Annotated in this window: 14 protein-coding genes; 1 reads left to right on the top strand and 13 read right to left on the bottom strand. The window is 43.2% G+C overall.

Annotated features, from left to right (window positions below; genetic code table 11):
* Positions 1 to 9 precede the first annotated feature (9 nt).
* The 8 genes from smc to CES82_RS04800 all read right to left on the bottom strand — a co-directional run bounded on the left by smc (position 10) and on the right by CES82_RS04800 (position 10,509).
* Positions 10 to 3,561, bottom strand: coding sequence for a chromosome segregation protein SMC (gene smc, locus CES82_RS04835; protein WP_098824186.1), 3,552 nt, complete (start codon positions 3,559 to 3,561; stop codon positions 10 to 12).
* A gap of 24 nt (positions 3,562 to 3,585) precedes the next feature.
* Positions 3,586 to 4,287, bottom strand: a complete 702-nt coding sequence (gene rnc / locus CES82_RS04830; RefSeq protein WP_098824378.1) for a ribonuclease III — start codon at positions 4,285 to 4,287, stop codon at positions 3,586 to 3,588.
* 99 nt (positions 4,288 to 4,386) lie between these two features.
* Positions 4,387 to 4,635, bottom strand: a complete 249-nt coding sequence (gene acpP / locus CES82_RS04825) for an acyl carrier protein (protein ID WP_098824185.1) — start codon at positions 4,633 to 4,635, stop codon at positions 4,387 to 4,389.
* Between the two features lie 71 nt (positions 4,636 to 4,706).
* The gene (gene plsX / locus CES82_RS04820) at positions 4,707 to 5,744 is read right to left on the bottom strand and encodes a phosphate acyltransferase PlsX (RefSeq protein ID WP_098824184.1); all 1,038 of its coding nucleotides are present in this window, start codon (positions 5,742 to 5,744) and stop codon (positions 4,707 to 4,709) included.
* Positions 5,745 to 5,759: 15 nt separating this feature from the next.
* Positions 5,760 to 7,793: an ATP-dependent DNA helicase RecG gene (gene recG / locus CES82_RS04815; RefSeq protein ID WP_098824183.1), complete on the bottom strand. Its 2,034-nt coding sequence runs from the start codon at positions 7,791 to 7,793 to the stop codon at positions 5,760 to 5,762.
* Positions 7,794 to 8,023: 230 nt separating this feature from the next.
* Positions 8,024 to 8,284 (bottom strand): hypothetical protein, encoded by a 261-nt coding sequence (locus tag CES82_RS04810; protein WP_098824182.1) that lies wholly within the window; start codon positions 8,282 to 8,284, stop codon positions 8,024 to 8,026.
* 139 nt (positions 8,285 to 8,423) lie between these two features.
* On the bottom strand, positions 8,424 to 10,127 hold the full coding sequence (locus CES82_RS04805) for a DAK2 domain-containing protein (RefSeq protein ID WP_098824181.1): 1,704 nt from the start codon (positions 10,125 to 10,127) through the stop codon (positions 8,424 to 8,426).
* Between the two features lie 19 nt (positions 10,128 to 10,146).
* A complete protein-coding gene (locus CES82_RS04800) occupies positions 10,147 to 10,509 on the bottom strand; it encodes an Asp23/Gls24 family envelope stress response protein (protein WP_098824180.1) in 363 nt (120 codons plus the stop codon).
* Positions 10,510 to 10,718: 209 nt separating this feature from the next.
* On the opposite strand from CES82_RS04800, the gene rpmB reads away from it, so the two are divergent.
* Positions 10,719 to 10,904 carry a 50S ribosomal protein L28 gene (gene rpmB / locus CES82_RS04795; protein WP_020088997.1) on the top strand — a complete coding sequence of 62 codons (186 nt, stop codon included), beginning with the start codon at positions 10,719 to 10,721 and terminating at the stop codon, positions 10,902 to 10,904.
* Positions 10,905 to 11,064: 160 nt separating this feature from the next.
* Here the strand turns inward: rpmB and CES82_RS04790 are convergent, their stop codons facing one another.
* The 5 genes from CES82_RS04790 to rsgA all read right to left on the bottom strand — a co-directional run bounded on the left by CES82_RS04790 (position 11,065) and on the right by rsgA (position 14,289).
* Positions 11,065 to 11,472, bottom strand: coding sequence for a hypothetical protein (locus CES82_RS04790; RefSeq protein ID WP_098824179.1), 408 nt, complete (start codon positions 11,470 to 11,472; stop codon positions 11,065 to 11,067).
* 67 nt (positions 11,473 to 11,539) lie between these two features.
* Positions 11,540 to 11,911, bottom strand: coding sequence for a hypothetical protein (locus tag CES82_RS04785; RefSeq protein WP_098824178.1), 372 nt, complete (start codon positions 11,909 to 11,911; stop codon positions 11,540 to 11,542).
* A 165-nt stretch (positions 11,912 to 12,076) separates the two neighbouring features.
* Positions 12,077 to 12,724 carry a thiamine diphosphokinase gene (locus tag CES82_RS04780; RefSeq protein WP_098824177.1) on the bottom strand — a complete coding sequence of 216 codons (648 nt, stop codon included), beginning with the start codon at positions 12,722 to 12,724 and terminating at the stop codon, positions 12,077 to 12,079.
* Between the two features lies 1 nt (position 12,725).
* Entirely contained in the window at positions 12,726 to 13,376 is a 651-nt protein-coding gene (gene rpe / locus CES82_RS04775; RefSeq protein ID WP_098824176.1) for a ribulose-phosphate 3-epimerase, read from the bottom strand.
* Positions 13,377 to 13,386: 10 nt separating this feature from the next.
* Positions 13,387 to 14,289, bottom strand: coding sequence for a ribosome small subunit-dependent GTPase A (gene rsgA / locus CES82_RS04770; RefSeq protein WP_098824175.1), 903 nt, complete (start codon positions 14,287 to 14,289; stop codon positions 13,387 to 13,389).
* Positions 14,290 to 14,553 lie beyond the last annotated feature (264 nt).

Raw genomic sequence — 14,553 nt, 5'->3', positions numbered from 1 at the left:
TTAATTTTATTAACTTTGAGCGGGTACTTTATTTAGATCAACAGAAACCAGTTTTGAGACACCCGATTCCTGCATGGTAATGCCATAGAGCCGATCAGCTTGCACCATGGTTTCTTTACGGTGGGTAATGATAATGAACTGCGTATCATCATCAAAATGGTTTAAGTAACTGGCAAAACGACCGGTATTAGCTGGATCCAATGCAGCTTCTGCCTCATCCAAGACGCAGAATGGTGCTGGTTGAACGCGTAGAACTGCAAATAACAAAGTAATCGCGGTCAAAGCTCGCTCACCACCAGACAATAATCGCATACTCTGCAGGCGTTTTCCAGGCGGTTCAGCCATAATCTCAATCCCAGTTGTTAATAAATGATCTGGATCCGTTAAGACCAGCTTCGCTTGACCGCCGCCAAACATCTTAACAAACGTCTCTTGAAATTGCTGATTCAGTGCTTTAAAAGTCGTATCAAAGCGTTCAATGACTTGCTGGTCCATTTCGTTCATGGTTTCCAACAAATTATTTTTTGAGGCGCTTAAATCTTCCTTTTGCTGAGTCAAAAAGTCGTAGCGTGACTTTACGCGATCATACTCATCGATACTGGAAACATTGACATCACCTAAATCATCTAAGCCACGTTTTAACAGCTTAAGTTTTTCTCGAATCTGATCAATTGATAACTCAACTTGATTCTGCTTGGCAAAAGTAAAACTCACGTGGTACGTTTCTGCGAGCGACGTTTCACATTGATCAAGTTGTGAACTCAATTTTGAACAAGCCAAATCTAACTTTTGAACTGCCAGCTGCTCACTATTTAGCGTTGCAGTAGCCAGTTGATTAGAACGTTCTAAGTCTGCCTGCTGGTCGTTAGCAGTTTCCAGATCCAAGTTTAACTGCTTTAAAGTATCCTTCAATTGCTGTTCTTTGTTAGCGAGCTGTTTCAGGGTCGTCTCATGATCCTGGGTTGACTCCCCAGTTTCTGAACGTGCTGCCTTTAATGCGTTGAGCCGCTTTTGCAGGAGACTGCTTTCATCCTCAAGGGCTTGAACCCGTTCTTGCTGCGCAGTCCGTTCCTTCTCCAACTGTTTAACCTGAACTGTTTTAGTGGTGACCACAGCTCGCTGGTCTTGATACTGAGCACTGACTTTTTGAACTAACTCACTGCGTTGCGCCTTTTGTTGCTTGAGAGCGGCCATTTGCGTTTTTAACGCCGTCAGTTTTTGTTCAGCGACATCTGTTTCTTTTTTATTATGCTTTAACTGTGCTGCAAAATCTTCGCTATCTTGGCTAAGTCCCCACTGCGCTTGATGAACAGCAATTTGCTTTTCGATTGAGTTCACGTGGTCGGACAGCAACTTAACCTGGCTTTCTGACCGTTGACGACTAATATCCAGTTCATTAAGCTGATTTTGATAGTCACCTTGGTTGTCGCTTTCTTGGACAGCTTTCAATTTCTTCAGCTCATCTTGCTTGGCTACCAGCTGGTCAGACATTTGGTCAACGCTGGCCTGCAGTTTTGTCAGTTCCTGTTTTTGACTCAAAATACCATGTCGTTCATGCCTATCTTTACCGCCTGACATTGCCCCGCTGGTAGAAATCACTTCACCCGCCAACGTAATGATTCGGTAACGGTGATGTATCAGATTAGCTAGTGCAACAGCGTGGTTCAAATCATCCGCAAAAATCAAGTTGCCTAATAGGTGATTCAAAACTGGTTTTAACCGCGCATCGCTCACGCGGACTAAATCGGCAGCCACACCCAAAAAACCGGGTGCCTGTTTGCAGTTTGATAAGGTTTCGGCAGCCACGTGGCTAGTCCTAATTTTATTCAACGGCAGAAAGGTACTGCGCCCCAGTTGATTTTGAGTGAGATACCGAATGGCGGCTTTACCAGCTGCTTCGTTGGTAACGACCACGTGTTGCTGCTGTGCACCAATAGCTGCTTCAACGGCCTTCGTGTACTTGTTTGGCACATCCAAAATCTCCGCTACTGGACCAATAATCCCTGAGAGTTGATCTTTCGCTTTTAAAACGGCTTTCGTCCCTTGATAAAAGCCAGTATAATTTTGTGCTAACTCCTGAAGACTCTTTAATCGAGCTTTAGCCTGTTGGCTGACTTCAAGAGCTGACAGCCACTGATTGTTTAACTGCTCGATTTGCGCTTGACGTTTCTCGTGTTCATCAGCCAGTGTTCGACATTGCTTTTGCAATTCATCATATTGACCCTGTTGTAACTGCAACTGTTGACTAGCTGACTTTAATTTGGCGGATTGCTTAGAAAGTTCCGTTTGCAGTTCCTGTAATCGTTGATCCGCCTGTTGATTCTCGGAAGTTGCCCGCTGCTGGTTTTTTTCCAAATACTGTTTTTGATTATGCAAAGTCGTGATGGCCTGCAGTTGATCAATATAGTCATTTTGAAGCTGATCGCCTTCATCAGCCAGCTTAGTCTCATCCAAATCATTTAATTGTGACTTCAACTGGTTAGCACGGCTACGATCCTGTTTTAGCGTGACCTTCAGCTTCTTATACTGAGATTCGGTGGCAGCTAACGTTTCCTGAGCGGTTTTTAAATCAGACTGAGCCCTCTTGATCCGCTCAGTCAGCTCACCCAAGGTCTGTTGCTGGTGTTTCTGACGTTCAGAATCAAGGGCTTGCGCACCTGCCATTTGCTGTTTACGGGAAGTCACTTCTAGCAACTGCTGATTGGTGTCATCCTTTTTACTCGTTAATGAGTTCGTTGTCTTACGAGCGGTGTCTAATTGGTTTGAATGATTAGCCAGCTGCCGTTTTGTATCAGATACCCGCAGCTGTTTTTCTTTCAGTTGTGCTTGTTGAATCTTTAATTTAGCTTGCAAGGATTCAATTTCAAGGACCAATCGTGTTTGATCTAATTTATCAAACTGCTTCTTTTGGGCAAGGTATTCCTTAGCTAAACTACTTTGCTGTGCTAATGGTTCGATTTGACTACCAAGTTCTGACATCAAGTCATTAACCCGATCAAGATAGCCCGCGGTTTGATCAAGCTCACGTTTAGCCTTTTCTTTACCCAGACGATACTTCGAAACCCCGATAAGTTCCTCAACGATGAATCGTCGTTCCTCTGGCTTGCTATTGAAAATCGATTCGACTCGGCCTTGCGAGATCATGGAAAAAGCATTATCACCGATACCCGAATCCATGAACAGATTTAAAATATCCTTTAAACGGCAATCTTGACCATTTAAACGGTAGCTACTTTCACCGTTACGAAAGAGCTTTCTAGTCACGTTGATTTCAGTATATTCAGACTTTAAATAGTGATCGGAATTGTCCAGAATCATGGTTACCCGAGCACGGTTCAAAGGTTTTCGCTTAGAAGAACCATTAAAAATCACGTCTGGCATCCGACTGCCCCGTAAGTTTTTGGCAGATTGCTCGCCTAGGACCCATCGGATAGCTTCACTAATATTACTTTTGCCACTCCCGTTGGGGCCAACGATGCCAGTGACACCGTCTTCAAATTCGATTTTGGTATCGTCCGCAAACGACTTGAAACCACTAATTTCTAGCGATTTTAGTTTCATAGTTGCTCCCCACTTACTTTCAGATTAGGCTTGGTCTGGTTCAAGCTTAAGTAACGCTTGTTTGGCCGCCCCTTGTTCCGCATTTTTCTTAGAATGGCCAACGCCCACACCAAGCTCTTTACCATCAATCTTAACCGCCACTTTGAAGGCACGATCATTATCCGGTCCATTCTCATCTAATAGTTCATAATCAATTGAAACGGGACCGTTTTTCTGTGCAACTTCCTGTAATTCCGTCTTGTGGTCAAAAAATTCATCAAAGCGACCCTCATCAAGTTTTGGAAAAATAACCTGAGCAGCAAATGCTCGTACCGGTTCCACTCCTTGATCAAGGTATAAAGCGCCAATAAAAGATTCAAAGATGTCGCAAAGCAATGAATCCCGTTCCCGAGCGTGCGCCTTCTCTTCACCCTTGCCTAACCGAATGTACTGGTCAAAGTGACATTCCCGGGCAAAGCTGGCAAAGCTTTCTTCGTTCACCATTGCCGCCCGCAGCCGAGTCAAACGACCTTGAGGCATCTTAGTGTAGCGTTTGTAAATATAATCCGAAACAACCAGCTGCATCACTGCATCGCCTAAAAATTCAATTCGTTCATAGAACTTTAAGTTTTCATTGGGATGTTCATTAACGTAGGAAGCTTGTGTAAACGCCTCATCCAGCAAACTTTTATCCTTGATGACAATGTTAAAATTCTTTTTGAGTAAATCATCCAGTCCTTTAATCAACTTCAATAACGCTCCTTTTAGTTTATAAAAATACAAGGAAAAAGGCTGTGACAAAACAAATCGTTTTACCGCAACCTTTCCGTTTATTAATTGACACTGCTATTTTTTGTCACCATTTGCTGCGATGTAATCAACAGCTTCACCCACAGTGTTTAACTTTTCGGCGACATCGTCCGAAATTTCAGCACCAAAGGTATCTTCAAGTTCCAAAATAAATTCCACGAAATCAATGGAATCGGCATCAAGGTCGGTTTTAAAGTTTAGGTCCATTGTGATCTTGTCACGCTTAACTTCAAAACGGTCCGCAATGATGTCGGCAATTTTATTAAAAATTTCATCTTTTGACATAATTTACCTCACCCTATTTAGTTCATCAATCAGTTTAGCACAAACTATTCATAAACGGTAGATTTACCTGTTTACTTCTGCATCTCAGCCTTGGCTGCAGCCATCTCTTCACTGTGATCATTGAAGTAAGTGACGACGTTATCGACTGAATGATTTTCCAGCATCGTCTTAATTTGACCAATCGTATTGGCAATAGTTTCTGCCTTAGCTGAACCGTGTGTTTTAATCACTGGCGCCTTAACACCAAGTAAAACCGCACCACCGTACTTTGAATAATCCATTTGAGTCTGAATATCCTTGAACGTTGACTTAAGCATCGCTGCACCAAGCTTACTTGTAATCCCGCCATTCATAATGCTGTGCTTGATCAGTTTCAGCATTGATAGTGCCGTACCCTCAGTATTCTTAAGCACTGCATTACCCGTGAAGCCATCGGTAACAACCACGTCTGCAGCACCATTTAATAGTTCACGTGATTCAACATTGCCGATAAAGTTCAGATCTTTAGCGTTGGCTAAGTATTCGTGAACGGCTTTATGGACCATATCGCCCTTATCGGCTTCAGTACCATTATTCAGCAGACCGATTCGTGGATTTTCAACACCCATAACGGTTTGAGCATAATACTTGCCTAAAATAGCGTATTGGTACAAATTAAATGGCTTTGAATCCGCGTTTGCGCCCACATCCAACATCAAAAATTGATTTTGCTCTGGATTATTGAGCACGGGCAGCGTGGTTGTCAAACCAGGACGGTCAATGCCCTTGATTCGACCAATGATCAGCAAACCAGCCGCCAGCAAAGCGCCTGAATTACCAGCTGAGAAGAACGCGTCATCTTTACCATCGCGCACTGCTTGAGCAGCCAGCACAATACTGGACTGCTTTTTACGGCGCAAAGCACGGACGGGTTCGTCTTCCATGGTAATGACTTCATCAGCTTGAACTAAAGTGATATGGTCCTCATTATTTAAAAATGGTTTAACTTTATCAGACTGTCCGTACAAATCAAATTCAATTTCTGGATAGCGGTCACGTGCCATTTCAATTCCCGCAACGACTTCTTTCGGGGCGTAGTCTCCGCCCATTGCATCAACAGCGATTCTCAATTTGTTCATCCTCTCTTAATCGAACATATAAGCGTGTTCTTCAGCTTGTTTTAGATAACTGACCAGTGCTTGGTTCTCCGGCATCGACTGCCAACCAGGTGTACTCGTCAATTTTTTGGCTTCATCTTGCGCGACACTTAGCATCGTGAGGTCGGCTATGGGATCGCCAACTTTAAAATCGGGTAACCCTGATTGCTTTTTTCCTAGTACATCACCAGAACCACGCAATTCTAAATCCTTTTGCGACACGACAAAACCATCATTAGTTTCCGTCATCACCCGCATCCGGTCAACCCCGTTTTTATTCTTGGGGTCAGCCACTAAGATACAGTATGATTGCTGGTCCGATCGACCAACCCGCCCACGCAACTGATGCAGCTGTGCCAGGCCAAAATGATCAGCATCGTAAATCAGCATCACGGTAGCGTTTTTAACGTCAACCCCAACTTCAATGACGGTTGTCGCCACCAAAACTTGGTACTGATTATTCTTGAACGCTTGCATAACTTCGTCTTTTTCATCGTTTTTCATCCGACCATGCAACAGGCCAACCTGATAGTGATGCGGTGAAAAATAGGCGGAAAAACGTTCGTAAATGGCTTCCGCATTCTTCATATCCACAGCTTCAGATTCTTCAATTAACGGTGTCACGACGTAAGCTTGGTGTCCAGCGGCCAATTCCCGTAAAACAAACTGAACAGCCGAATCAATCTGGGCACTTTTGATCCATCGGGTTGTCACCGGTTTACGACCAGCTGGCAATTCATCAATGACGGAAATATCCATCTCACCATAACTAGTAATGGCCAGCGTTCGGGGAATGGGCGTTGCAGTCATTGCCAACACATCAGGGTTATCGCCCTTCTGACGTAAGGCCTGTCGCTGTGCCACACCGAAACGGTGCTGTTCATCGATGACCACTAGTCCAAGACGATGATAATCAACACCTTCTTGGATTAAAGCGTGGGTCCCAATAATCAGATTAATCTCACCAGAGGCTAGCCGTGGCAGGATCTCTTTTCGAACAGCTGGCTTAGTCGAACCAGTAAGTAGCACAATATTAACCGGCAGCCCTTCGAATAAAGCCTGTAAGTTATTAGCATGCTGCTCTGCTAGGATTTCCGTAGGTGCCATCAATGCGGCCTGATAACCACCAGTAATTGCAGCGTACATGCAAATAGCTGCAACGACCGTTTTACCACTACCCACGTCCCCCTGGAGCAATCGATTCATGTGAATCGGGCGTTTCATATCCGCACAGATTTCATTAACCACCCGCTTTTGAGCATCAGTTAGCTCGTAAGGCAGTGTATGGATAAAGCGCTGCAAACGCTCGTTATCATAGTCCACATCGATGCCGGCCTGACTCTCATCACGCCGTTTAAGCATCTGCAGTTGCATTTGAAAGCGAAAGAACTCTTCAAATTTAGCCGATCGACGGGCAGCTTTAGCTGCAGCTAAGTCTTTGGGAAAATGCATGTCATGGATCATCTGAGCACGGTCAAGTAATCGATAGTGCGTTTTAATGTGATTGGGAATTAAGTCAACAATTTCCGTATGGTATTGCTCCCAAGCGGCCACTACTAATTGTTGAATGGTCTTTTGTCGAATGCCAGAATTTGACGGATAGACGGATGCCATTGGGTCATTCTTGCCACTGCTCAGGATTTTCATCCCGTTGAGTTGTTTACGGTTGGCATCAAAACGGCCATACACCATAATTGGTGATTCAACTTCAATGTTATTTTTTAACCATGGCTGATTAAAGAAAGTGACTGGCACCACATCCTGGCCAATCAGCAATCTGAAATTCAGCCGACTTTTTTTACGACCAAACCGACTCAACGTGGGAGGTGCAGCCACAATTCCCTTTAGTGTAACCTGTTCCTGGTCGCCAATCTCGTTAAGTGCCTTTACCCGTAAGTCTTCGTAACGAAACGGATAGTAGGTAAGTAACGATTCGATTGTTGTGATGCCAAGATCCGCCAAGGCGTCAGCCCGTTTTGGCCCAACACCTGGCAATACTGTCACGGAATCTGATAATCCCACGTGACTCCCTCCCAACCTAAGCAACTGATAAACAAAGTGCCGGTTCACTTGAGCCGCCACTTTTAAAAAATGAATGATTTCGACTTTTTGTCACCAATACATAACAACCAAGTTCATTATTCAATAACGTCATACATTATAATCGAAACCAGCAAAAAAAAGCAATGGCATTACTCATTATTTGGGAACTGCCATTACTTTCTAATTGAATAAAACTTTGTGTTTCACTATTAATTCAGTTCGAAGGCGGCGTCAGCAGTTTGCCAATCTTTCACCCACTTGGAGAAATCATCGCTGTCCAAGTCACCATCTAGCATCCATTCAATTTCGTATAATTTATTTGGGTCGCCGTTCAGTTTGTATCCCTTGCCATTGAGTGTTCTGATGGCCTCACTGACACCCATTACCGTACTTTCATAAATCTCACCGGTTGCGGGTTCGGTGACCACGTATTTAGTACCATCAACCGTGACGATTTGTTTATCATCCATGATTGCATTCTCCTTTTTAAAATGTTTCTTACATCATATTATAAGCACACGTGGCCCCACTTTGGCACCTAAAAAGCTTACGATACAAAAAGCGGAGAAACCCGAAAACAGGCTTCACCGCTTTATTTAATCAATTTTATTATTCGACACTAATTACAAACGGGTAGACAGGTTGGTCTCCTTCATGAACTTCAACTTCTAATTCATCATCCAGTTCCTCAACTGCGGCTTCAACGTGTTGAGCCGTTTCTTGGTTCGTATCTGCACCATAAATAATGGTGACGATCTCACTATCGTCATCGATCATCTTATTGACCATTTGAATAGCGGCTTCTTCCACGTTATCGGTGACGATGGCAATCTTGCCATCGATCAAGCCCATGAAATTGCCTTTTTTAATATCAAAACCATCGATTTGTGTGTCACGAATAGCATGAGTAACCTCACCGCTTTTAACGGTGGATAGATTGTCTTCCATAGCCGATTGATTTTCTTCAAGCGTATGGTCAGGTTCAAAACCTAATAAAGCAGTCATCCCTTGCGAGATAGTCTTACTATGAACGATTACTGCAGGAATATCAACAACCTTCACTGCTTGTTCAGCAGCTAAGAAAATATTGCCGTTATTTGGCACGATAATCGCCTGTTTTGCGTGGCTGTCATTGATGGCATCAACGATATCTTGCGTACTTGGATTCATGGTTTGCCCACCAGAAATCACCGTGGTTGCCCCAAGGCTTTCAAACAAGGTCTGCATACCCTGACCAGCAGCAATTGTAATAATGGCTGTTTCGGGTGCTTCAGCAGGTGTTTCCGCAGTTGCAACTGGTGTGGCTTTTGCAGCATCCTCATCATCTTTTTCAATAATGGTTTCCTGTTGTAAACGCATGTTGTCCACCTTAACCTTGGCTAAATCACCAAACTCTTGACCCCACGCAATGACTTTACCTGGGTGTTCAGTGTGGACGTGGACCTTAACGATCTCATCATCGTTGACGACCAACAATGAATCACCTAGTTTTGCGAGATAATCATAGAATGTATCGTAATCAAACTTTTGGTCTACTTGTTTGCCCTTACCGATTCTGACCATGATTTCCGTGCAATAACCGTAGACAATGTCATCAGGGTTTATTTTACCCTGTACACTGCGATGGTGTTCTGCATCGACCATTTCATCCATCTCGGTCGGATTCGGTTGATGAGCACCCTTTTGAGCCGTTTCGCGACCATTTAAGACGTCATCAAATGCTTGGAACACAAACGTTAAGCCCTGACCACCTGAATCCACAACACCGACTTGCTTTAACACAGGTAATAAATCAGGCGTCGTTTGTAAGGCAGCATCAGCAGCTTTATAAGTGGCATCCATAACTGCGACGATATCATCCTCACGTGCGGCAGTCTTCCGAGCAGCCTTAGCAGCTTCACGGACAACCGTTAAGACAGTCCCTTCAGTTGGCTTCATAACGGCTTTATAAGCAGTTTGAGCACCAGCAGCGAACGCGTCAGCCAAATCAGTAGCTGACAAAGTTTCTTTATCAGCGACATCCTTGGAAAAGCCACGGAAAATTTGCGACAAAATAACACCAGAGTTCCCACGGGCACCCATTAGCAGACCCTTAGCCAAGGCTTCAGCTAATTCACCGACCTTAGTGCTACTTGATTCATTAACGTACTTTAAGCCGCTATCCAACGACAAACTCATGTTGGTCCCAGTATCACCATCGGGTACCGGGAACACATTTAATGAATTAATGAATTCAGCATTTTGATCAAGGAATGCTGAAGCTGCCTCAATCATTTTGATGAATTCACGATTCGTTATTTCTTTCGTTTGCAACAACTTTATCCTCCGCTTCTTACTCACTCAACACTTGGACGCCTTGAACTGTGATATTAACAGCATTGGCAGTGATTCCAAGCATTGTTTCCAAATTATATTTTACTTTTGATTGAACGGTTCGGGAAACTTCCGAAATCTTTGTCCCGTAGCTGACAATAATATTCACATCAACAGCCACACCGTTATCTTCTTGACGGACGACAACGCCTTTGGCATAATTATTCCGATTCAAAATAACATTCATGTTATCACGAATCTGATTCTTGCTTGCCATACCTACAACGCCATATGAATCGGTGGCAGCACCACCAACGACTGTAGCAATGACATCATTATCAATATCGATTAAGCCATGTTTTGTTTTAATTTTAACGGCCATCTAAAGCAGCCTCCTTGCATACTAGTCTTCACGATAATTTATCTTACCACAAATTGTGCATTACCGTTATCATAATTAATCATCTTAAGTGCTGTCAAGTAAAATTACTTGAAAGAAAACTATTGCATTCCGATTGGGGTTATGATAAATTATTTTAGTGAGCTAAAAAGCAACGTTTTTTAGATAAGTCTAAAAGGAGGTAGTTACCAATGGCAAAAGATTTCATTAACGGCAAGCGCACCCGTTTCGGTAACAAGCGCTCTCACGCCTTGAATTCATCACGGCGTGCTTGGAAGCCAAACTTGCAAAAAGTTCGGATCTTAGTAGATGGCAAGCCTAAGAAGGTTTGGATTTCTGCACGAACTTTGAAGTCAGGTAAAGTGACTCGAGTTTAGTTAAAAAAGTTTGGCACCATTGCCAAGCTTTTTTTGTGAATTTTTTAAAATTTTTCTTTCAACCAAAAGAACCACTGACGACGATCAATTTCGCTGTCAGTGGTTTTTTTGTTTTTTCAGTTAGTTGTGACTGAGAACAATGATAGACTCGGGATTTCAATCATCCCTTAGTAATGGCTGTTTCATAACGACGAATCAGTTGATTGACCTGATGTTCAAACTTAACCATGAAGGCCTGTCGATTGTCTGGAAGCGAGCCGTCAGCTAAATGAGCTGTATCAGACGTTATAAATTGATCCAGGTAGCCACAACAATCAGTCACGTACTGGGTTAACGTTGTGTCATAAGCCCCACCAGAAACCCGGTAACTGTTTACCATACGAGAGCCATACGACAAGAGATTGCGTTGCATACTCGAAATTTGGCTAACCGTGATTGGATCACTTAGCTGAGCTCCTTGACCCTGAATATATTGCCAAAATTGCTTGAGTGCTTTTTTGGCAGCCGATTTACTGCCACCGTTGTGGGTTTTAGCCCCGCCAAAGTTATAGTGTGTTTGAAATGCCACGTTAGTCGCTCACTTTCGTTCTTAATGAGACCAGTACACTGTCTCGAAAATACCGTGTCATAGTATATTAATCTTTAAACAGATAGACACAGCCCCGTTTTAATCCAAAACTAGACGCCAATCCATAAGCAACATAGTGACCCTTTGGTAAAATATCAGGACGATTAATCGTGATTGACGTCATTTTACCATCGACCATGGCGGCTTGAGGTACATCCGTTTCACCGTCAAAATCTAACAGTTGGATATCTTCACCGTTAATTTCGGTTTTGGTTGCGGGATCAACTTTGTAATCATCGAATTCTGACATTGGAATAATTTGGATGTCCTGCTCTCCATCAGCACCGCCATTTGAAACTTCAATACGTTTGCCATCCACCATAAAGACGGCTATTTCTGACTTTGTATTTGTCACATAATGATCGTTAAAGACTTTCATTCTATCCACTCCTTGACTAATCTTTCATTAATATTGTTCCGTTATGATCAACTACTATTCTATCATATTTACGAAAACGGATTCAAAACCAGCGTTGACAGTCGCTGTCATATATAATTAAAAAGTTCTCGTCATATGATGATGACGGGAACTTAGAGAACATAATCAATCCTTACTTTGAATGACTGCAACCATGCCACTATCGAATGAAAAATGGCCGGTGTCACCAACAAATTCATTGCTGGCATACGAAATTGGCCGGGTCACGTTTTCGTCCTTCAGATTGTACTTTTCATCAGGCAGCGTGAGGTGACCCACATTTTCAAGTGTCACAAACGCCAAATATTTTTTGTCCGGTTCTTTTTTTATCTCATACGAACCTGGTGCAAAAAACGTAATGGTGTTTTGTTTATCGATAAAGCGAATTCGGGGTGCGTATTGCCGATACCGGGGTTCTAAAACCATCCAGAAATTAGCTAGGAAATGATCTAGGCGACCGCCAGTGGCACCATAAATATCTAATCGATCATATTGATACTCATGTAAAGCGACCGTTACGGCAAGCTGTGTATCCGTCTCATCTTTTTCGGGAACGGCCTGTCTAATGTCAGAAACGGCGCTCTTGACCAGTTTAAGTTCGTCTGCTGATAATGAATCAAAATCACCAATAGCAACTAACGGTGTAATGCCCATCTTCAACAGTCTTAATGTTCCACGGTCAACACCGATCCAATCACCGAACACCTTGCCGGCAGTCAGTTGGTCGGGCCATTCACTGGTAGGACCACCTACCAGCAAGTTTAAATGTGTCATGTTATTTCGTCGCATCCTTTAAGGCTTGGACTTTAGCAGCAGGATCAACACCATCAAAGACGTATGAACCGGCGACAGCAACTGTTGCACCAGCTTTTTGACAGTCTACGATCGTATCGTTCTTAACGCCGCCATCAACTTCGATGTCAAAATCGTAGCCTTCAGTTTGTTTCAATTGGTCTAATTGCTTGATTTTCTTTAGCGTTTCGGGCAGGAACTTTTGACCACCAAAACCTGGGTTAACCGTCATTACTAACACTTGGTCCACCATGTAAAGCAATGGTTTGATAGCTTCCACAGAAGTGCCAGGGTTGATAACAACTTCCGCTTTTGCACCAGCATTTTTAATCAATTGAAGTGCACGGTGAATATGTGGCGTTGCTTCAACGTGTACACCAATAATATCAGCACCGTTTTCAGCAAATTGTTCCACGAAACGTTCAGGATTTTGCACCATAAGATGAACATCCAGCGTCATGTTGGTAATTGGACGAATGGCCTTTAACCAACCTGGACCGTAAGAAATAGCCGGTACGAATTGACCATCCATAACGTCAATATGGAGGTATTCAGCTCCTGCTTTGTCCACTTTTTCGATATCCTGTTGAAGATTAACATAATCTGCACTTAAAATAGATGGTGCGATTTTCATACATAGTCCCTCATTTCTCAGATTTGCGATAGTTTGGTTTTTGATTTTTCAGAGCTTGATACAGCAGTAAATAATTATCGTAACGACTTTGCAAAATATCGCCTGACTCGACTAAGGCTTTAACAGCACAGCCAGGCTCATTGACGTGGACACAACCTCGAAAACGACAGTCAACAGACGCTCTGCGAAATTCACGGAAATATTTGCCTAATTCCCGTGCATCAAGCGAAAACGTATCATAGGAGGAGAATCCCGGTGTATCGGCAATCAAGCCACCTGCAACTTCCAGTAACTGTACTCGCCGCGTCGTATGCTTTCCACGATGCAAACTGGCTGATATTTCACCAGTCTCAAGCTTTAAATCAGGCGCAACGTGATTCAGTAATGTCGATTTACCAGCACCCGTCTGACCCATGATGACGCTGACTTTACCAGCCAGTAAATCATCCACTTCTTGAATAGCAGCTGCTGAAAATGGTTCCGCCGTATAAACAACGTGATAACCAATCTTGCGGTAGTCATCCGCCAATTTGGCAAACTCATCCTGCTCAGCTGCAGTCAGCAGATCCGTTTTTGTCAGATAAATGACCGGCTCAATATCTGCGATTTCCAGTGCTAATAACTGTCGATCTAGTAAATTAGTCGAAAAGACCGGCTCACGCACGGCAGTCGCCACGATTGCCTGATCAACGTTAGCAACCGGTGGTCGAACCAACGAATTATGCCTTGGTTTAACTTCCAAAATATAACCTTCACGATCGTTCGGCGCATCGATCACAACCCGATCGCCGACCAATGGTGTAATCTTCCGGTTACGAAAATTACCCCGTGCACGTGTGCGCACCAGTCTTCCTGAATCCGTCATGACATCGTAAAAACCACTTAATGATTGTCGAATTTGGCCTTCCGCCACATCAACGCCACCTTTCTAAGTTCTGAATAATTAAAAACCAGTCCTTGTTTATTATAAAAGAACTATTGGGGTTAAGTCCATTGATTTAACAGGGTTTACCAAAAATAAATCAAAATTGGCTTCTATTTTGGCTTACTAATCTAAAATTTCCGGGGTGGATAGCTGTATTCAACAAAGGGCTATAACATAAGTCGATACTGGTATCAATAAAACCTATTCCGAAAAGTTCGTCAGAATAGACTCTACTGAGTAATAAAAGGTTGC

Source organism: Secundilactobacillus silagincola (assembly GCF_002583405.1).
Lineage (GTDB): Bacteria > Bacillota > Bacilli > Lactobacillales > Lactobacillaceae > Secundilactobacillus > Secundilactobacillus silagincola.
This window is presented reverse-complemented; position numbering and strand designations above follow the sequence as displayed.

Coding starts and splice junctions, on each gene's coding strand:
- rpmB (WP_020088997.1), top strand. CDS start 10,719: ATGGCAAAAGATTTCATTAACGGCAAGCGCACCCGTTTCGGTAACAAG.
- CES82_RS04780 (WP_098824177.1), bottom strand. CDS start 12,724: ATGACACATTTAAACTTGCTGGTAGGTGGTCCTACCAGTGAATGGCCC.
- CES82_RS04810 (WP_098824182.1), bottom strand. CDS start 8,284: ATGGATGATAAACAAATCGTCACGGTTGATGGTACTAAATACGTGGTC.
- acpP (WP_098824185.1), bottom strand. CDS start 4,635: ATGTCAAAAGATGAAATTTTTAATAAAATTGCCGACATCATTGCGGAC.
- CES82_RS04800 (WP_098824180.1), bottom strand. CDS start 10,509: ATGGCCGTTAAAATTAAAACAAAACATGGCTTAATCGATATTGATAAT.
- CES82_RS04785 (WP_098824178.1), bottom strand. CDS start 11,911: ATGAAAGTCTTTAACGATCATTATGTGACAAATACAAAGTCAGAAATA.
- rpe (WP_098824176.1), bottom strand. CDS start 13,376: ATGAAAATCGCACCATCTATTTTAAGTGCAGATTATGTTAATCTTCAA.
- smc (WP_098824186.1), bottom strand. CDS start 3,561: ATGAAACTAAAATCGCTAGAAATTAGTGGTTTCAAGTCGTTTGCGGAC.